The following is a 15662-nucleotide window of genomic DNA, read 5'->3' as shown; positions in this document are numbered from 1 at the left end:
GATGAGAGGGTGAGTGTTATTAGAATAGAGGATTTATTTGTTAAAAGTGGATTTAACCCTAATAAAGCTCAAGAAGAGGCCATAAAGAATATTGATGGTTCGTTATATATAGTGGCAGGTCCTGGTTCAGGTAAGACTAGAGTACTGCTATGGAGATGTGTAAATCTAATAGTATTTCATGATATAAAACCAGAAGAAATATTTTTAAGTACCTTTACAGAAAAAGCAGCGGAGCAGCTTAAAGCAGGACTAACTTCACTACTAGCTCTTGCCACAGCGGAAACAAAAAAACATTATGATATATCTAATATGTATGTAGGTACGGTACATTCCTTATGTCAAAGATTTATATTGGATAAAAGATTTAAAAATGATTTGAAGAAAAAACTTCCTGTTATCATGCAGGAAATAGATCAATATTTTTATGTAAGCAGCAATAAATTTTTAGGTAGGGCTGAAAAGGTATTTGGGCTTTCAGATACATACAAGGAAGAAATAAAGGAATACTTAGGGGCAAGGTCTATTTCTAAGAATGCCATTGTGAATTCTTTAATATCGCTATTTAATAGATTTTCAGAAGAATGTATAGAGATTGATAAAGTTATAAATAATCCAGAAGGCGATGAAACACTTTCAATGCTTGGAAAACTTTATAAATTTTATCTTGAAAGCCTCAAAAATGAGCCGAGGCAAACTATTGATTTATCACTGCTTCAGCAATTTGGATATAAGGTTTTGTGTGAAAGCTATAATAGTGAAAAGGTTTTTAAACACGTAATTATAGATGAGTATCAAGATACTAATAGCATTCAAGAAAAGATATTTTTTAAGCTTGCTAATAGATTTAAGAATATTTGCGTTGTAGGTGATGATGATCAGTCTCTTTATAGATTTAGAGGTGCAACGGTTGAAAATTTTGTTCAGTTTGATATTAGGTGTAAAGATCATCTAGGTGTTGAACCAAAGAAGATTAAGCTGAATATAAATTATAGATCTAGAAAGAATATAGTGGATTATTACACGAATTTTATAGAAAAAGAAAACTGGGCAAATGAAGAGCTAAACGGCAGATACTATAGAAATATAGATAAAGATATAGTAGCACAAAGCAAAGATTCTGGAATCTCAGTAGTAACAACTGTAGGTGAAGCTCCTGAGAAAGTGTATAGAGAAATTGCCTTAAAAGTGAAAGAAATGCTAGATAAAAACGTGATATCAGACCCATCAGAGGTTGCGGTGTTATTTACGTATCTAAAAGGAAATAAAAATGCATCTAAATTAAGAGATGCTTTTGAAAATATAGGTATAGAAGTTTATGCACCTCGTGCAGGCAGATTTTTTGATAATCCAGAACCGGTGGACATGTTTGGGTTAATATTCTATTTATTTGGAACACCAGAAATAGATGAGAGATTTAATGTTGGAAAGCATAAGGAGTTTAGTGATTGGATTCAGCAATGTTTATTTTCAGCAGAGGATATAATAGCTGAGGATTATGAACTTCAATGCTTTATCGATAAGACAATCTTTGAACTAGACAACTTAAAAAACGATTATGTTGAAATACATAGGTATATGGAAAACTATAATATTTCTTTAGATGATCAAATAAGTAGAAAAAGTTATGCACATTTAAAAGACTCGTTAAAGGATAAGTTATCAGAAACAGGTCAAAAGGAACTTAATAAAAAATCCTTAGGTAAGATAATAGAAAAGAAAATCAATGAAGGTACAAATCTAAATTATAGATGGCTTATTACTAGGATTAATTCTTTAGATTGGAATCTATTAGATTTATTTTATCAGCTATGTGGCTTTGAAAGATTTAAAAATATTTTTGATGATGCTGAAAATGGTACAGATGAAGGTCCAATTTATAATTTATCCAATATAACTAATTATCTTCACTTTTTTATTGAACATAACTTTGGATTAATTACTGGACAAGCACTTTATGAAGATACCTTCGTAAGAGTATTTATAACTTCCTATCTAGGAGCTTTATATAAAAGAGAAGAAGGGGATTATGAGATTAAAGATGAACCGATACCAAAAGGAAGAGTTTCATTTTTAACTATACATCAAGCAAAAGGTTTAGAGTTTCCAGTGGTTATCTTAGGAGCAGTACCACCAGTTATGAATAATGAAAATAAATTAGAGGCTTTAGTAAGGCCTTATCTAAATGGAGAGTATGAACCATTAAATAAAATAGCTCATTTTGATAGGCTGAGATCTTATTATGTAGCTTTATCCAGAGCCGAGATTTTGCTCATAATACCTAATTTTAGAGGCTTAGGTCAGAGAATGCACCCATATTTTAAGGATGATATTGCAAATGCAAGAATGCCTTTAATTGAAAGTCTAGATGTGGATTCTATGCCTAAAGCTAAAAAGAAAGATGAGAGTGTTGCAAAGGTTTATTCTTATACAGGTGATTATTTAGCCTATAATGACTGCCCTCGTAAATATATGATTTACAAAAAATACAATTTTGTTCCTGCAAGAACTACTGTAGCATTCTTCGGAAACTTAGTTCACAAGACCCTAGAGGACATCCATAATTACTATATTGAAATGCGAAGCATATGATAATGAAACTAGAAGATACTAAGAATAATGAGGCAAGGTAATGAAAAGTCTAAGCCTAGTATCAATACATCAAATAAAGATAACAATATGGTAAGTCAGCATTACATGAACATAATGGGCTTAAAGGTAGATACAAAAAAATAAGGAATAAAATTAAGATAAAGACTTATATTTGAGGAGGAAATTAAATATGAAAAACAATAAAACAATAAATATAATGACAACGGTCAATGCACCTGTAGAAAAGGTATGGAAATGCTGGACAGAGCCAGAGCATATAAAAAAGTGGAGCTATGCATCTGAAGATTGGCATACTCCTACAGCAGAAAATGATTTAAGAGTTGGGGGTAAATTTATTAATAGAATGGAAGCTAAAGATGGTAGTATGGGATTTGATTTTTGGGGAATTTATGATGAAGTTAAACCACATGAAGTTCTAGCTTATACTTTAGGAGATGAAAGAAAAGTTCAAATAACCTTTATGGATCATGGTGATAACACAGAAATAAATGAAACCTTTGAAGCTGAGGACACTAATTCAATCGAGATGCAGAAAAATGGCTGGCAAGCAATTTTAGATAATTTTAAAAGATATACTGAGAGTCAAGTTTAAGAATAATAAACATATCTGTATATGATAGCTTAAACATATGTAAAGTGGGATGAGGGATATAGTATGGATATAAAGAAATTGAGAGAGATATTTGAGGATAATTACGAAGAATTAAAATACGAAACTGGACGCTCCATAACCCTAAATATGAAAGAGTTTGCATGGCAGCAGGTCAAGTTATATTATGAGAAACTAGGAAGTGTAGCGAAGAATATGACAGAAGCAGAGGTTAAGCTGATACTGCCAGAGCAAGTAACTCCAAAGGGTAAAAAATATACAATGGAAGGTATTGTAGATATAGTTGAAAAAGATGATGAGATAACAATGTATGATATAAAAACTCATAATTCAGAAGAAGTTGAGAATGATAAGGATGTATATAAAGGACAGCTGAATGTGTACGCTCATATGTGGAAAAACCTCAAGGGTACAGAAATAGATAAAATGGCAGTAATAGCCACTGCCCTGCCAACGAAGCTTAGACAAGCAACCACCATTGGCGATGAAATAGCAGTAGACATAGTTGAAGATTGGAATCCTGTTGTTGAGCTTGATATTGACAGTAATGAGGTAGAAAAACAGATAAGATGCTTTGGTGAAACTGTAGATAAAATTGAAGATGGGGAATTTAAAGCACCTACTCTGGACAGGCTGAAGGAAATTAAAAAAGGGCAGAAGGCTCCATTTGGAACTGCTGTGTGTAGACATTGTGATGCTAGGCATTCCTGTGATTCTTATAGTCAGTACATAAATAAGGTGAAGTTAGATGAAGAAATTTTAGAATCAGTTCAATCTGAAGATATGGTAGAACAAGACGAATGGAAGGATGCTTTTATGAAGTAGTCTTTATGGGAGCTGTTAGTTATATTAGTAGAAAACACTGAAGAGATGTATTAAATAAATGTTGGTAAAATATCAGAATGTATATGGACAAGCATGATTGAAAATTTTAATAGTAGTAGTGTCTCAATTTAAATATTGGTTTTGTTTTAAGAAAATATAGATATTATATGTTTTTAAGGGAAGGTATTACCCTACCTTAATGTTTTTTTAGTATGTTTCACCGAGGTCTAGGTCCTATAATTCTGATATCTTATCTTCAATATTTGCTAAAACTTCGCAGTCACAGTAAACACCATTTTCATTCAACCAATCTAAAGATTTTTCTACAGGCAGGTTGTTGTCATTGAGAAACTTTGTAGTGTACTTTAAAGTATCGTCACATCCATCTTGATCCAACATTTCATCAATATAACCAAATAGTTGTTCAAACATAGTCTTGTCAAATGGAAGCGAGTTTTCAAAAGAATTTTTCTGCTCTTGAGCATATTTTCTCATAAGTTCTTTCTTCTTATCTTTATCCATAATACGTCCCCTCCGATGTACAGTTTAATTAAATACTATACTGGTATAGGTAATTTTGCCTTTAAACTTGCTAGATTAATCTTAACAAAATTTGAATTGCTATGCACCAAAAAATTGCTTTTTACAATTTCTTTTTCTTCATTGAAAGATTGTAGTCACTTAAACCGATATATAGTTCGCAAGAGACTTGGTTGCAACGCCATTAAGACTATCTATTCACTTGAAAAATCTGCTAGGTTTTGTGCAGAACTTTTGAAAATATAAGTTTAATTATACAGACATTATTCTATAAAAACACATAAAAGAATCACATATTAGCGTAGAATTGAGGGATATCATATGAAAAACATCATTACAATTCAGCATACGCAATCAAATCATCATACAAACGGGATGGTTGGCTCATGGACAGATTGGGATTTATCAGACCTTGGGAAAATTCAAGCAGATAAAATAGGTGCAAAGTTAGCAAAAGAACTGCAAGGAAAAGAATATACAATGTATTCATCGGATTTATTACGTGCTAAGAATACTGCAGAAATAGTTTCTAAGCACTTAGGTATAACCCCTATTTTTACGGAAGTATTAAGAGAACGAAATTTGGGTGTAGCAGTAGGTAAGTCAGTGCAATGGCTAAGGGACAACATTCAGTGTGAAGAAAGAACAGTGGATGATAGGATGTTCCATGATGCAGAATCGCGTAGAGATGTATGGAACAGATTGTTAGATTTTTATAGAAATATATTAACAGATAAAAATGAAAATATAATCATAGTTTCACATGGTGATACCTTAAGTATCTTTAATGCTATGTGGCTTGGTTTGGATATTGAGATGCTAAATAAATGCGATTTATTTGGTATGGCAGGTGGAGTTTCCTTTATGACTGAGAATCAAGATGGAAAACACATTATAAGACGATTAAGCGATATGTCGTATTTAGAATAGTTAAATTATATTTAAGAATTAAAAAACCTTATTTTAGTATTTTTAAGTAACTAAGATAAGGTTTTTTACTGTTTATGAAAGTATAAATTTTTCGGTTACTAAATCTATCCATCTCAATTGTCGTATAATTCTTTATCTGCTTTTAGTTCCAAGGTAACGTCTTGTTGTGTTTTTATAATCCAGATACTCCTTACCAAAAATTGTAGGGAGAAACTTTTCTTCTTCTAGTATCTGAAGATGAAAGATCAAGATGGTGAAACAAGTAAATAGTATGTTAATTATATTTGAGAATGACATTGCAATGCCGATATAAAACAAGTCAAATCCAAGAAATGCAGGGTTTCTGCTGTATTTGTAAATTCCGCTTTTAACTATAGTTGTCTTTTGGGTAGTATCAACTCCAGCTCTCCAACTATCACGCATTGTGATCATTGCAGTGATAAATATAACAACTCCTAATAAAGAAATAAAAAATCCGATGTATCTTATTTGGTTATTTTTTAATATTAAAAAGAGTTTGTTTGTAAATATAATACTTATTATTTGAGTTAGTGCTAAAAGAATTGTGTAAACTTTTAGAAATACTTCGATTATAAAAGTTTTTTGGGGCTTGGAACCTTTGCCCATTCTATCTGTCCTAATTCCATTTCTACTTTGAAGAAATGCCTTTGTAAAATAACTTCCGTAAAAAGCAACTAAGATAATTAAACCTATAATATTTTCTTTATTCAAACTACCACCCCTCTCTATAAATATTATATATGTTTTTTTAAAAAGTTTGATATAGCACCAACATTTATTTAATACACAATATAGGCGTTTTTTTATTTATAGTAGAGAGCGCCATACATAGAAGAATTAATAAAAATTAATTTAAATATGCTTGTCCTTAAAAGTCTGATATTTCACCAACATTTATTTAATACATAATATAAGTGAGTTTTTATAGCAGAGTAGGGGTATCATAAATTAAAAATCCAGCATTATTCGATTTGGATAGTTTTTTAGTTTGTGTAGAAAAAAAGATAAGTGCTTACGAATGCTTAAATATATTGATTAATTACTTAAAAATACTTATAATAGTGGTAGAGGCGGTTGCATCGGTAAATATATAGGTGTATAAGTTTATCGTCAAAAGATTGATACTTATAGAATTGCTAGGTAAACTAGTAGTTTATGCATGCTTAAAGTTATAGGATTAAATTCAGATTTTAAAGTAAAAAACATAAAGAGTTTTAAAAAGATAGGTGGTTTAATAATGTATCAAGAAGAAAGACTTTTAAAGATATTAGAATATTTAAACGAGCATAACACAATGTCTATTCACGATATTTGTGAAATGTTTACTGTTTCAAGAGATACTGCGCGTCGTGATATCTTGAAGCTTATAGACAATGGGACAGCAATTCGTACTCATGGAGGAATAAGCTTACCAATTTTAAAGAACACAATTAAAGAGTATAGAGAAAGAATTGAAGCTTATTCAGAAGAAAAAATAAATATTGCCAAAAGAGCCTTAGACTTTATTGAGGAACATAAGCATTATTTCTTTGATGTTTCTACAACAATAAGTTTTTTGTCAAAAGAAATAAACAAACCTATCTGGGTACTTACTCATTCGCTAGATAATATTGAAATACTTTCTGAAAAGGAAGATATATCAGTTAGTTCTATTGGAGGACTTCTTAATAATAAAAATAGATTTTTTTATAAAGCTGATTGGGTAAATTATATCGATGGATTAAGGTTTGATGTTGCATTCTTAGGTGCCGCATCAATAACAGAAGATGGGATATATTATGTGGATGAAGAAGACGCTGTTATAAAGCAAGCAGCTATAAGAAAAGCTGATACAGTAATTGTACTTGCTGAATATGAGAAATTTAAGCGCTTAAGTTATTACAAAGGTGTAAGTTGGGATCAGATAGATATTATAATTACTGATAAAATGCCACCTTCTGCCTTTGCAAAGATTATTGAAGACTGTGGTATTCAACTAATTATTGTTTAGGAATTATACATGAAAATAAGATATTTTAGGGGGATGGGTTTATGAATAATTTTAGAATGGTATGTTTAGATATTGATGGAACCTTGTTAAATTCTAATCACAAAATTACTGAAAAAGTAAAAGCTGCAATCAATATAGTTGCAAATAAAGAGAATATACCTGTGATATTAGTTTCTGCTAGAATGCCTAAGGGAATAAAGTTTTTACAGAAAGAACTTGAAATAGAAGCACCAATTATTTGCTATAGTGGAGCATTGATTTTAGACAAAAAAGGCAAAGTGCTTTCGCAAGAATTTATAGATGCCGTAGAGCTTGAGAAGATATATAAATTAGCTAGTGAACACAATATTCATATTAGCTTATATAAAGATGACGAGTGGTATATAGAAGAGATGGATTATTGGGCTAAACAAGAAAGTGAAATAACAAATATTACTCCGAAAATTATAGGTTTTAAAGAGATAATTAAAGTATGGAAAAATGATGGGACAGGTCCTAATAAGATTTTATGTATGGCAAGCCCTGAAGAAATAGATATATTAAAAGAAAATATTAAGGCTGTGGAACTTAACATATATCCTTCAAAACCAACGTATTTAGAAATTATGCCGATTAAAGCATCAAAAACATCTGCAATTAACTGTCTTCAAAAGGAATTTGGCATTAACAAAGCTGAGATAATAGCTATGGGGGATAATTATAATGATGTAGACATGCTAGAATATGCAGGGGTAGGAGTAGCTATGGGAAATGCTCCGGAGTATGTAAAGAAACATGCAAATGATGTGACTTTAACAAATGATGAGGATGGAGTAGGGAAAGCATTAGAAAAGTATATCATTAATCTCAATGCAGTGTTTTAATAGCGCCTTAATTTAAAATATTCTTAATGTATTATTGATAAACCGGTTACAAGTAGAATCTATCTTTTATAATCTATTACCATTAATAGTTAACTAAAGTATCACTTAGTTTTATTAGATAGAACTGGATTATCTGTTGAAACAAATATTAAATTGAGTAATTAATAAGTTTTATATGCTTGCTGTATTTATGGTGTCTAGCTGGAGAAAATCCGCTAGGCATTTTTTATTTTTAAACCTGCAGAAGAACATAGCTAACAGGTTATTCTATCTCAAAGGAATTAATGGTGTTTTATAGAATAAATGTATAGGATTCAAGTATTAAAATTTAGGTCATATATGTTGTAAAGTTCTGGATAGGAGGATTTTCAGCGGATATCCATAGATTAAAAGGTTACTTAGTAATACTGGACAAATAAGTACACTTAAAGTTAATTAAAGTAATTAAAATAAACTTATGAAATAAAAAAAATTCCGTGAACCTTTCAGTTAAGTAGTTTATCTAATGTATGTAAGAGTTCTTAGCTAAGACTTTTAGAACGCAGTAAGGAGGAGATAACTTGGAATTTATCTCGACAATTAATAATACCAATAGTTCAGAACTAGACGTAAAACTTGCTAAAAAAGGTGATAAAGAAGCCTTTAGCAGAATAATTGAAAATAATAAAGTGACTTTATATAGAATAGCACTGAGCATGCTTAAAGAAAAACAGGATATAGAAGACGTAATGCAAAATACAATAATAAAAGCATATGAAGGCATAGTTTACTTAAAAAAGGATCAATTTTTCAAAACTTGGCTTATAAAAATTCTAATAAATGAATGTAATACCATACTAAGAAAAAGAAAAAAGGTAGTTCCTATTGATGAAGTAAGTACAGATATGGCTATTGCAGATGACTATAGTAATATTGAGCTTACTAATGCAGTTAATTTATTAGAAGAAGATCTAAAAGTAGCAACTATTCTATTTTATTTTGAAGATATTGCGCAAAAAGATATAGCAAAGCTACTAAGTATCCCTGAGGGAACAGTTAAATCAAGGCTTTCAAGAGCAAGAACTAAACTTTATGAAATGCTTAAGGAAAGGTAGGTAATGGACATGAATAATGATTTATTAATTGATGATATATTAAAGGAAAAGGCAAGTAGCGAAGCTTTAAGATTACCAGAGGACTTAAATCTTAAGATTAAACAGACAATTAATGATTTACCGAAGCGAAAGAAAAATAAAAGATTAGCTAAAAGATCAGCAGTAGCTGCAGCAGTTACCATAGTGGCTTTTACAGGTTTGAGTGCTGCTTTTCCAGCATATGCACGTAATATTCCAGTGGTAAACTCAGTATTTCAGTTTTTAAGTGATAAAAACATTATTGATAAAGAATATGTTAAGTATAGCTCGGATTTAAACTTATCAAAAACTTCAAACGGTACAACTGTTACAATAAATAGTATAGCTTATGATGGAATAGATCTAAGTATTGCCTACACTGTTGAAAGCGAAAAAGAGATTAAGAATTCTCCACATATGCTTGATAAAGAATTTAAAATCAATGGAAAGGTCACAAGCTTTGGTTCAGGTGGTACAGGAAAGCTTGTAAATAAAAATACTTATGTTGGAGTAGATAGTTTTCACGTATCAAATGATTATTTACCAGAAGAACAAAGAAAGTTTATTCTAGGTGGAGATGTGGTTATTCCAGATAATTTTATAATGGATTTAAATATAAAGGAATTTTCTGATGGTACAAAAGGACAATGGGATTTTAAATTTAAGGTCTCTTTAGGTGAAATAAAAGGTAAACAAAAATCAGTGAAAACTTCTATAGATTTATCAAAGTTAGTACCAAACTTGAAAATAAATGAAGTGATTTTCACTCCTATGAATACAGTTTTAAGAACTGAATCAGATAATGGTGAGGTAGGGGAGTCAGCTAGATATATTATATTTGACGATAAAGGAAGAAGTTTATTAGAGAAAGGGTCAGAAGGATTTGGATCTGCAGATGCTAATAAGATGTACTGGCAATATAATTTTAAAAATGTATACGATGATACTAAAGCTATAACGTTTATTCCAATAGTATCAACAAAAGCATATAAGGATACATTGAAGAATAATAGTGGATCTTATCAGCTAGATACTAAGAAAAGTAGTTTAAACATAAATGGAACTACAGTTTTATCAGAAGGAAAGTATGGAGAATATAAGATAAATAAAGTTGAATTACTTCGAGATAAAACTTTAGTTTATTACGAGTGCACTAACCTTCTTCCAGCCTTACAGCCGTATAGCTTAGAGATAAAAGATGACAATGGAAAAGAATATTATTTAGGAAAAGATAGTGTAAAGGATTTGGGAGATAACAAATTTGTAGCCGAATTAGAACTATTAAACAAAGATAAGAAGTATACAATATCGGCAATAGATTTAGAAAAAATGTATGATGTAAGAGAGGATTTAAAGTTTACTGTTGATGTGAAGTAAAATAATTATTACTAGTAGGTAAATCATATAGCATCTCCTTCGTAACGCTTGATTTCAATAAAGCTCATAAATGTAGCATGATATATGAATCTATTTAAATAATAATTTTGTAACAATAAACCCAAGACGATGAATGGGCCAATAAAGTAGAAAGTTAAGAAAATAAAACTATCTACTATAAGGGAGTTATCATAGTCTTGGGTTGTTTTATGAAGATTTTTAACAAAGCTTCAATTATGGCTTTGTTATTCATAAATGATAGCGATGTGACATCGATTATTCTAGCGGAGATTGAAAATTACTAGCTTGTTGGTCTTGGATTTTTTTTCTGCCTTTTTCAGTGTTTTCAGCTTCTTTAGGGCTTAGTATGTATAATAGCTCTTGTAACTCTCCAACATGTCTTCTTTCTTCATCTGCAATACTATAGAAAACTTTTTTGGCTCTTTCATCATCTGTAGCCATTGCGTGAGCCTCGTAACCAATAATGGCTTCAAGTTCTCCTGCTATATCAACTCTAAGTGCTTGAACTAATTCCTCAGCAGTCATTTTTCTTGGGACATTTGCAATAAAAGGGTTTCCGAGTAATGCCATAAAAACACATCCTTTTCAATATTATATTTCAAGTATGGGCTTTCGATTTCATTTTTAATATTTATATAGCTAAATTTCAAAGGTGAATGGTTCTTGGTGTATTTAAACTTTATTCGAAAGCACATAATTAGCTTTTAACAAAGTATGGATTTGTATTCATTGATTAGAGAATTACAGCTGTAAATCTAAGAATCTTTTCCTATAATAAATACCTTTTATTGACAAGTTGTAAAGAAAGTATTAGCATATATAGCAAAGTAATCAAATAGATTTAGTATGTAAAACGTGGGGCGTTTTATAGGATTCAACTTAAATTATTGTGCTAGGGTAAATAGTTCCAATATTGAAGCTTAATTTCTACTTGTTCGAAAATACTGCACTTATGAATTTTAGTATGTGCTAGAAACTCTATACAATATGTACACTAGTAATGTAGTTGGATAATCATATAAAGCAATAAGATTTATTAAAAACAAGGGGGCATAAATAATGAGTGAAAGAAAGTATGGAAATGAATATGGATTTTTGACAAGGGCAGTGCATGCTGGGAATGATGTGGACAAGGATACTGGGGCTATAAAAAGACCACTTACAATGGCTAATAGTTATGAATTGCCTTATGATCCTGCAGAGTTAAATTGGAGTGGTGCTGGAAAAGCTCTTTATACTCGAAATGGAGGTTCAAATCAGCAGTATTTACAAGAAAAGTTATCTGTATTAGAAGGCGGGGAAGACTGTGTAGCTTTAGCTTCAGGTGTTGCAGCGTTATCAGGGATTTTCTTCTCTTTGCTTCAGACTGGTGATCATGTTGTTTTCTCAAATGTGACTTATATAGCTGTTTATCGTTTGCTTAACGAATTATTACCTAAGAAATATAATATTGAGACAACAATTGTAGACACCTCAGACTTAGAGGTGGTTAAAAAGGCTATAAGGCCTAACACTAAATTAATTCATATAGAAACTCCAGCAAACCCTACTTTAAAAATAAGTGATATTGAAGAGCTAGCAAAGATAGCTCATAGTGTAGGTGCTTTGCTTTCTGTTGATAACACCTTTGCTTCTCCGTACAATCAAAGACCGCTTGAACTTGGAGCAGACCTTTCCGTAGAAAGCTTGACTAAATATATTAATGGACATGGAGATGCAATGGGGGGAGCTGTTATTGGTTCAAAAGAGCTTATCGATAAAATAAAATCAGAAGCTATGATCAATAATGGAGGTGTGCTTAGCCCCTTTAATGCATGGATGATTATGAGAGGAGCTGTAACACTTCCCCTTCGCATGAGGCAGCATAATGAAAGTGCACTTAAGATAGCTAAATTCTTAGAAAGTCATGAGGCTATACGCTTTGTTGCTTATCCAGGTCTTGAAAGTCACCCAGGGCATAGCATAGCTAAGAAACAGATGAAGAATGGTTTCTCTGGAGTAATGGCTTTTGGCCTTAAAGCAGACCATGATACTCATAACCGTTTTGTAAGTCATCTTAAAGTCATAACTTCGGCAGTATCCTTAGGTCATGATGAAAGTCTTATAGTATTTTTAGGAGAAGATGATGAGCGTCAATATCTTTATCCAGAGGAATTTCATGGGGGCTTCTTTAGATTTAGTGTCGGCATTGAAGATACTGAAGATATCATTGAAGATATTAAGCAGGCGCTTGAGAAGGTTGGACTATAGTTAGCAGTTTAATAGAACATCTAAGCGGTATATCTCTCTCTTAGCAAATAAATTACTTAAATACTTAAAATCCGAATAAAGATTTCGGTTATACATGAAGCTTTATTCGGATAATTTCAAATATGAAGAAGTTTATCGTCAATAACGTTAAGTTATGAAAATCTTTATATATTTTCTTTTTTTTAATAAATCATTTTCAAGTTGAAATATATACCTTTCCAGTGATTCCACTTTTTACGCCTCCTTTAATACATAAAGAGATATTTTATATTTTTAGCCATAACACTGATAATATTTTAATTATAATTGTGGATTAGCATTATAAAAGAATAGATTGTTTATTTCACGGAATTTATAGGAATATACTATAGAAAAAATATAACTAGGAGATAATTGAGTAGATATTTTTAAGAAAACATCTATATAAAGAAGTTTAAAAAAGCGCATAAAAAAATACCATTGACTTACAACAAGCACAATGATAAAATTATACATTATAGAATTTAAATTACCTATATATAATTATCATAACATATATAAAAATAAAAGTCAATAGAAATTTTGAAAAAAGTTTAGGAGGTTAATTTGTGGAAAAAAGTTTAATGTTTATGAAAAATTCTATTTTAACTAAGCAGACCTTATCGGAAATTCAACAGATTAACGAAGAGACTTTAGAATACGGTCTAAAGCTTTCAGAAAATGATATAAAAGCTATCTTAGAAACAAGAAACACCGCTTTAAGCAGCAATGGAAGGGTAGAATTTGGAGGAGGATTAATCAAAAAGATTATCACTGCCTTTTGTGATTCGCCATTTATTCACCAACACAACTATGTTGAAACCATTACTGATCTTGTGGATGCCTTTTATTATTTTAAAAATGAAACCTTGGAAGAGATAAGTGATGACGATCTTATTGAATTTATGAAGGATTGTTTTAATGAAAAATGTCAAGGAGATCTAGATTTACTTAGATACAGATACTTATATCAATTGGTTCACAACGTAAAGTACGGAGCAAATGATTACTTAAAAGAAGATATGGAAGAGGAAGAGTTTATGGATGATTATATGGATGAGGAAGGATATGAAGAATAATGGAAAACTTTATTATAAGTAAGGAAGAGTCCTTAAAAGGCTTGATAAGCAAAGAACATTATTTTCAATCGCTGCTTCAGATAGCGCATTCAAATAATTTGCTAAGTATAAGAGAACTTGAAATCATCCAGCTTCAAATGTTTGAGCTTCTTACAGAAATAGTTACTTATTACACAAGAGATGAAAGTTCTTCAGTAAGAGAAGAAGTGGCTGAACAGATCATATTGTCCCTTTGCTATACTCTTGGACTATGTTTAAAAGAGCAGCCAACAATAAAGGACAATATAGAACTGATTAAAAATACAAAACTTAAACAATTATTTACAGAAGGAGAAAAGATACTGAAAGCTAAGGTTGAATTATGCAAAAGTCTATTAAATACTGTATACGAAACTAGACTGAAGGTAGAAACTCTTGCTTATACAGATACTATTGATTATGGAATTCCTCCGTTTTTCAAAGAATATGACACTAGATTTGAAAGCCATGGAAATCCAGGATCTATAGATTATCCTCTTGCTGTTGACGTAGGTAATTTAGTAGGAGTTGAGTATTTAGAAGAATATTTAAATAGAGTAATCCTTGAAAATAAGTTCTGTTCACTATTTGATTCAGAAGAGATTGGAGCTTTGCTTAAAGGCTTTAACAAGGAATATTCTCACATGTTGTTCAATATCTTTCAGCTTATTTTAACTAATTATATAGGGTGTATCCTTACGGGGAAAATCGGTAAATCCTTAGATATAAGTGAAGGAGACAGGGTATACATCTATAGCATGTTGAAAGATTTGCCTAAAGAAATACTGGAAAAGTTAATATTTAAGGCTACAGAAAAATTGTGCAATAATCTTTGTATTGATGATGAAGTTCTTATTGAATATATAAATGAAAGTGTTTTGGATATCATACCTCGAATAGAAAATGCTATTAAGATTGATAAGCTAGAAAGTGTATTTATTACTTTGAAGAAATCAGAAGAAAATCTTCTTAAATATGAGGATGGAGAAAGTTTAAGTAATAGCTCATTTAGACAGATTACTGAAGAAATAAGAGCCTGCCATAGAGTTGAAGAAAAAATAGCAATTATAAACGATGAAATTCACAGTCTAAAGGATTTAGTGGATGTACTTGGAGCTGACTGTATATTTGAGGATGAATTTATAGAAGTATTTAAAGCTTTAAAGGATTTCGAAATAGCACTATTAATTAAAGCTACATCAACTAGCAAAGCCTTTGATGATGAGTACGGAACAGAAAGCGAAAAAGAATGGCAAAGAAAGCTGAAGGAATATTTAGATTGCCTTAATGCTTTAAGGAAAGAAGAGTTATTGAGAGTGGCTGAGGGGATTGAAGTATAGGTGAAATTTAATTTCGAGGTTAAGAAGCAATACGTGAAAGTACTGCAATTGCAGGATT

At 30.9% G+C, this 15662-nt stretch carries 15 protein-coding genes; 12 read left to right on the top strand and 3 right to left on the bottom strand.

Annotation, left to right across the window (positions count from 1 at the left end; translation table 11 throughout):
• Positions 1–9: 9 nt before the first annotated feature.
• From JHL18_RS26490 to JHL18_RS15175, 3 genes are all read left to right on the top strand, one after another.
• Positions 10–2589: a UvrD-helicase domain-containing protein gene (locus JHL18_RS26490; RefSeq protein ID WP_200270669.1), complete on the top strand. Its 2580-nt coding sequence runs from the start codon at positions 10–12 to the stop codon at positions 2587–2589.
• Between the two features lie 190 nt (positions 2590–2779).
• Positions 2780–3202, top strand: coding sequence for an SRPBCC family protein (locus tag JHL18_RS15180; RefSeq protein WP_200270667.1), 423 nt, complete (start codon positions 2780–2782; stop codon positions 3200–3202).
• A gap of 63 nt (positions 3203–3265) precedes the next feature.
• Positions 3266–4045, top strand: coding sequence for a PD-(D/E)XK nuclease family protein (locus JHL18_RS15175; RefSeq protein ID WP_200270665.1), 780 nt, complete (start codon positions 3266–3268; stop codon positions 4043–4045).
• 234 nt (positions 4046–4279) lie between these two features.
• Here the strand turns inward: JHL18_RS15175 and JHL18_RS15170 are convergent, their stop codons facing one another.
• Entirely contained in the window at positions 4280–4567 is a 288-nt protein-coding gene (locus JHL18_RS15170; protein WP_200270663.1) for a DUF2695 domain-containing protein, read from the bottom strand.
• Positions 4568–4906: 339 nt separating this feature from the next.
• Here JHL18_RS15170 and JHL18_RS15165 point away from each other — a divergent pair, with 339 nt between their 5' ends.
• Positions 4907–5515, top strand: coding sequence for a histidine phosphatase family protein (locus JHL18_RS15165; protein ID WP_200270661.1), 609 nt, complete (start codon positions 4907–4909; stop codon positions 5513–5515).
• Positions 5516–5647: 132 nt separating this feature from the next.
• On the opposite strand, the gene JHL18_RS15160 is transcribed toward JHL18_RS15165, so the two are convergent.
• Positions 5648–6247: a methyltransferase family protein gene (locus JHL18_RS15160; RefSeq protein ID WP_243277892.1), complete on the bottom strand. Its 600-nt coding sequence runs from the start codon at positions 6245–6247 to the stop codon at positions 5648–5650.
• Between the two features lie 260 nt (positions 6248–6507).
• On the opposite strand from JHL18_RS15160, the gene JHL18_RS26260 reads away from it, so the two are divergent.
• The 5 genes from JHL18_RS26260 (at position 6508) to JHL18_RS15140 (ending at position 10878) form a co-directional block, all read left to right on the top strand.
• Positions 6508–6630, top strand: coding sequence for a hypothetical protein (locus JHL18_RS26260; RefSeq protein ID WP_274600962.1), 123 nt, complete (start codon positions 6508–6510; stop codon positions 6628–6630).
• 143 nt (positions 6631–6773) lie between these two features.
• A complete protein-coding gene (locus tag JHL18_RS15155) occupies positions 6774–7526 on the top strand; it encodes a DeoR/GlpR family DNA-binding transcription regulator (RefSeq protein WP_200270869.1) in 753 nt (250 codons plus the stop codon).
• 41 nt (positions 7527–7567) lie between these two features.
• Entirely contained in the window at positions 7568–8389 is an 822-nt protein-coding gene (locus tag JHL18_RS15150) for a Cof-type HAD-IIB family hydrolase (protein ID WP_200270659.1), read from the top strand.
• Between the two features lie 560 nt (positions 8390–8949).
• Complete coding sequence (locus JHL18_RS15145; protein WP_207753032.1) at positions 8950–9483, top strand: sigma-70 family RNA polymerase sigma factor; 534 nt, start codon at positions 8950–8952, stop codon at positions 9481–9483.
• A 9-nt stretch (positions 9484–9492) separates the two neighbouring features.
• Positions 9493–10878: a DUF4179 domain-containing protein gene (locus tag JHL18_RS15140; protein WP_200270657.1), complete on the top strand. Its 1386-nt coding sequence runs from the start codon at positions 9493–9495 to the stop codon at positions 10876–10878.
• A 276-nt stretch (positions 10879–11154) separates the two neighbouring features.
• On the opposite strand, the gene JHL18_RS15135 is transcribed toward JHL18_RS15140, so the two are convergent.
• Complete coding sequence (locus JHL18_RS15135; RefSeq protein ID WP_200270655.1) at positions 11155–11469, bottom strand: demethoxyubiquinone hydroxylase family protein; 315 nt, start codon at positions 11467–11469, stop codon at positions 11155–11157.
• A gap of 489 nt (positions 11470–11958) precedes the next feature.
• Here JHL18_RS15135 and JHL18_RS15130 point away from each other — a divergent pair, with 489 nt between their 5' ends.
• The 3 genes from JHL18_RS15130 (at position 11959) to JHL18_RS15120 (ending at position 15604) form a co-directional block, all read left to right on the top strand.
• The gene (locus JHL18_RS15130) at positions 11959–13149 is read left to right on the top strand and encodes a trans-sulfuration enzyme family protein (protein ID WP_200270654.1); all 1191 of its coding nucleotides are present in this window, start codon (positions 11959–11961) and stop codon (positions 13147–13149) included.
• A 587-nt stretch (positions 13150–13736) separates the two neighbouring features.
• Positions 13737–14246 (top strand): DUF6323 family protein, encoded by a 510-nt coding sequence (locus JHL18_RS15125; RefSeq protein WP_200270652.1) that lies wholly within the window; start codon positions 13737–13739, stop codon positions 14244–14246.
• Positions 14246–15604 (top strand): DUF6179 domain-containing protein, encoded by a 1359-nt coding sequence (locus tag JHL18_RS15120; RefSeq protein WP_200270650.1) that lies wholly within the window; start codon positions 14246–14248, stop codon positions 15602–15604. The genes JHL18_RS15125 and JHL18_RS15120 overlap by 1 nt, the downstream gene beginning before the upstream one ends.
• The last annotated feature ends 58 nt before the right edge of the window (positions 15605–15662 follow it).

The sequence above is a fragment of the Clostridium yunnanense genome (genome assembly GCF_016595795.1).
GTDB classification, from domain to species: Bacteria; Bacillota; Clostridia; order Clostridiales; family Clostridiaceae; genus Clostridium_AR; species Clostridium_AR yunnanense.
Note: the sequence above shows the minus strand (reverse complement) of the source record. Positions and strands in the feature narration are given on the sequence as shown.